Source organism: Marivita sp. (genome assembly GCF_017643905.1).
GTDB lineage: Bacteria > Pseudomonadota > Alphaproteobacteria > Rhodobacterales > Rhodobacteraceae > Marivita.
The window spans coordinates 1-3,599 of sequence record NZ_JAEPMO010000252.1 but is presented as its reverse complement, the minus strand read 5'-3'; the positions used below and the strand labels follow the sequence as shown (position 1 = coordinate 3,599).

Below are 3,599 nucleotides of genomic sequence, written 5' to 3'. Positions count from 1 at the left end.
TTCTTCTGACAATGTGGCGGTCCTGACGACACGGGCGCAGGCGGGCGAGGACCCTCTGGGGCTTGGGGTGCCTTTGGAAAAACCGCTGTCCGCCGGGCACAAGATTGCCCGTCAGTCTATCCCGGCAGGTGCGCCGATCCTCAAGTTCGGCCAGTTCATCGGTAAGGCGACCGCCGACATCGCCGCCGGTGACCATGTGCATACGTCCAACTGCATTTTCGAAAACCCCGAGCAAGCCTATGTCATCGGGGCCGATCTGGCGGCGGCACAGGTGGCAATTCCTCAGAGCGAGCCTCTGACGTTCCAAGGCTATTTGCGCCCTGACGGACAGGTGGGCACGCGCAACTACATCGCGCTTCTCGCGACGGTGAACTGTTCCGCCACGGTGATCCGCCGCGCCGCGACCGAGATCGAGGCGAGTGGTGTGCTCGACGCCTATCCCGATATCGACGGCATTGTCGCGCTGGCGCATGGCACGGGCTGCGGCATGGCAGGCAGCGGACCGGGATTCGAGATTCTTGACCGCGTGCTCTAGGGCCATGCCACCCATCCGAATGTGGGTGCTGCGGTGTTTGTGGGCTTGGGCTGCGAAGTGATGCAGATCGCGGATGCAATCGCATTTCGGGGCCGAGAGCATGGCGCATTTCCACGGGCTGACCATTCAGGATACCGGCGGCACGCGCGCCACGATTGATGCGATCAAGGATCGTGTGGTTGGGCTGCTGCCTGAAGTGGACCGCATATCGCGCAGCCCGCAGCCGATGTCGGCGCTTCGGGTGGCGTTGCAATGCGGTGGGTCGGACGGGTTTTCCGGAATCACCGCAAACCCGGCGCTTGGGGTGGCGAGTGACTTGCTGGTTGGGCAGGGTGGCACTGCGATCCTGTCGGAAACGCCCGAGATTTATGGCGCCGAGCAACTGCTGCTGCGCCGCGCCGCGTCCGATGCGGTGGCGCAAAAGCTGATCGGTCAGATCAAATGGTGGGAGAAGTATACTGCGCTGAATGGCGGATCGCTCGACAACAACCCGAGTCCCGGCAACAAGCAGGGCGGGATCACGACCATCCTAGAAAAATCGCTGGGTGCGGCAGCTAAGGGCGGGTCCACCCCTTTGACCGCAGTTTACGACTATGCCGAACACGTCGATGTACCGGGCCTCGTGTTCATGGATACACCCGGCTATGACCCGGTGTCGGTCACCGGCCAGATCGCAGGTGGCGCGCAGATCGTGGTCTTTACCACTGGGCGCGGATCGGCCTTTGGGTCGAAGCCCGCACCGACAATCAAGCTGGCCACATCGGACCGGCTTTTCGCACAGATGCCCGACGATATGGACCTCAACACCGGCGATATCCTGTCCCAAGGTGTGACCATCGCCGAAAAGGGGCACGAGATTTTCGACCTAATCCGCGCCACGGCGTCGGGTCAGGCCACGAAATCCGAAACCCTTGGCCTTGGCGATCACGAATTTGTCCCGTGGCAAATCGGGGCGGTGATGTAGGCCAGCGCGCCGCTGGGCCGACCATACCGCGCGAGCGGCTTGTCTCGGCCTTCAAATGGACGCATCTTCGCGCCATGACGCGTTCTGCAGACATAAAACACCGTGGCAGCGCACGGCATTGGGCGCTTGGCCTGATCCTGGGCGGGCTGGCTGTGCTTTTTGCGACGCTTGTTCTGTTGTTGCCTGCGCTGGAACGCATCTATCTAGGCCAATTGGGCAAGCGCGAGGCATCGACCCTGACGCTTGCGGTCGAGGGACTGACCGGATCCCTGCGCCGTTTCGAGGCATTGCCCGGTCTGATCGCAGAGCGCCCTGATCTTGCGCGCGCGTTGCGCGATCCTTCCGACACCGACTTGATTGATCGGGTGAACGACGAACTTCACCTGACTGCAGAAGAGGTGGGTCTGTCCGACATTTTCCTGATCGACCCGACCGGTCTGACCATTGCCGCCAGCAACCACTGGAAAGAGCTGTCCTTCGTCGGTCAGAACTTTGCCTACCGTCCCTATTTCACAGGGGCGCTTTCAGGTGAGCGGGGGCGGTTCTTTGCTCTTGGAACCACGTCAGGCGAGCGTGGCTATTTCTTTGCCGAAGCAGTGCGCGACGGGTCCGAAATCATTGGCGTGCTGGCTGTGAAATTTACCGTTGATGCGTTCGAGGATGCATGGCGCGACGGGTCAAACGAGATTGTTGTGCTGGACGATGCCGGGGTGATCTTCATGGCCAGCCGTCCGGAATGGCATTTTCGGTCGCTGGGCCCGCTTGGCGACGAAGCACGGGCGACCATCGAAGACACCAAGAAATACCCGATGGATCGGCTTGTGCCATTGCAGACCGAGCAAGGGCCGTTCGACGACACGTTCCGTCAGGTCACCATTACCAATGACACGGGTCCGGTCGAGCGGTTCATCGTGCAAAGCCAGATGATCCCGGAAGCTGGGTGGGAGGTGTCGCTTCTCACACCAAGCGAGCAGGCGTGGACCCGCGCCATCGGGACAGCTGCGGTCTCTGCGTTGCTGCTCCTGCTGGTCGGACTGATCGCCACTGTGGTGATCCAGCGCCGCATCCAGATGCAGGAACGCATCGCGGCTGCGCTGTCGATGCAGGAGGAACTTGAACACCGGGTGACACAGCGCACGGCGGAACTCGAAGAAGCCAACCGCCTGATCACGCAAGAGGTGGAGGAACGGCGCGCTGCTGAGACGCTGCTCCGGCAGACACAGACAGAGCTGGTGCAGGCCGGTAAGCTGGCCGCGCTGGGCCAGATGGCCGCCGCGCTCAGTCACGAATTCAACCAGCCGCTTGCGGCAGTGAAATCCTTTGCCCGGAACGCTGGGGCTTATCTGGATCGGGGTGAACCCGACAAGGTGCGCCAGAACGTCGGCTTGATCGACGATATGGTCGACCGCTTGGCCGCAATCTCGACCCATCTTCGGAATTTTGCCCGACGTCCCGGCGAAAAGACCGAACCGGTGCTGCTCAATCGTGCGCTGGACACAGCGCTTGTCATTGTTGAACCCAAGATGCGCGCCTCGGGCTGCCGGGTGAGCCGTGATGAGATCGACGGCGAAATATGGGTGCAGGGTGGACAGGTGCGGTTGCAGCAGGTCTTCGTCAACCTGCTCAGCAATGCGGTCGATGCGATGAGCGATGTGCCTGATCCCGTCGTCGATCTGGTGTTGTACCGCGACGGTGGTCATGTCCATGTGCGCGTTCGGGATCGGGGGACCGGCATGACCGACACCGAGATCGCGCAGCTGTTCGATCCGTTCTTCACCACCAAGGAGCCTGGCAAGGGCATGGGGCTGGGTCTTTCGATTTCCTACAACATCGTGCGCGATTTCGGCGGCATGCTTGAGGGTCGCAACCATCCTGAGTGGGGTGCGGTGTTCAGTGTGACACTGAAACTGGCCGAAGCCCCGTCATTGGCGGCTGCTGAATGACTGGACCTGCGCCAGTTCTGTTCGTCGATGATGAGGAACCGCTGCGGATTGCAGCGCAGCAGACACTTGAGCTGGCTGATCTGGAGTGCCGGTGCTTTGACCGTGCGGCTTCGGCGCTGCCAGTGATCGGTCCCGACTTCCCCGGCATCCTTGTCAC

Annotated in this window: 2 protein-coding genes and 1 pseudogene; all 3 read left to right on the top strand. The window is 61.7% G+C overall.

The annotated features are described in order from the left end of the window. The first annotated feature begins 13 nt into the window (after positions 1-13). The 3 genes and pseudogenes from JJ869_RS22750 to JJ869_RS22740 all read left to right on the top strand — a co-directional run bounded on the left by JJ869_RS22750 (position 14) and on the right by JJ869_RS22740 (position 3,442). Positions 14-694, top strand: a pseudogene (locus JJ869_RS22750) (UxaA family hydrolase). Further along, the gene (locus JJ869_RS22745) at positions 609-1,499 is read left to right on the top strand and encodes a UxaA family hydrolase (protein ID WP_292271127.1); all 891 of its coding nucleotides are present in this window, start codon (positions 609-611) and stop codon (positions 1,497-1,499) included. The pseudogene JJ869_RS22750 and the gene JJ869_RS22745 overlap by 86 nt, the downstream one beginning before the upstream one ends. A gap of 74 nt (positions 1,500-1,573) precedes the next feature. Continuing rightward, positions 1,574-3,442 carry an ATP-binding protein gene (locus tag JJ869_RS22740; RefSeq protein WP_292271125.1) on the top strand — a complete coding sequence of 623 codons (1,869 nt, stop codon included), beginning with the start codon at positions 1,574-1,576 and terminating at the stop codon, positions 3,440-3,442. Positions 3,443-3,599 lie beyond the last annotated feature (157 nt).

What these genes read in the sequence shown, in the direction of transcription:
- JJ869_RS22745 (WP_292271127.1), top strand. Translation starts at nt 609, where the DNA reads ATGCAATCGCATTTCGGGGCCGAGAGCATGGCGCATTTCCACGGGCTG.
- JJ869_RS22740 (WP_292271125.1), top strand. Translation starts at nt 1,574, where the DNA reads ATGACGCGTTCTGCAGACATAAAACACCGTGGCAGCGCACGGCATTGG.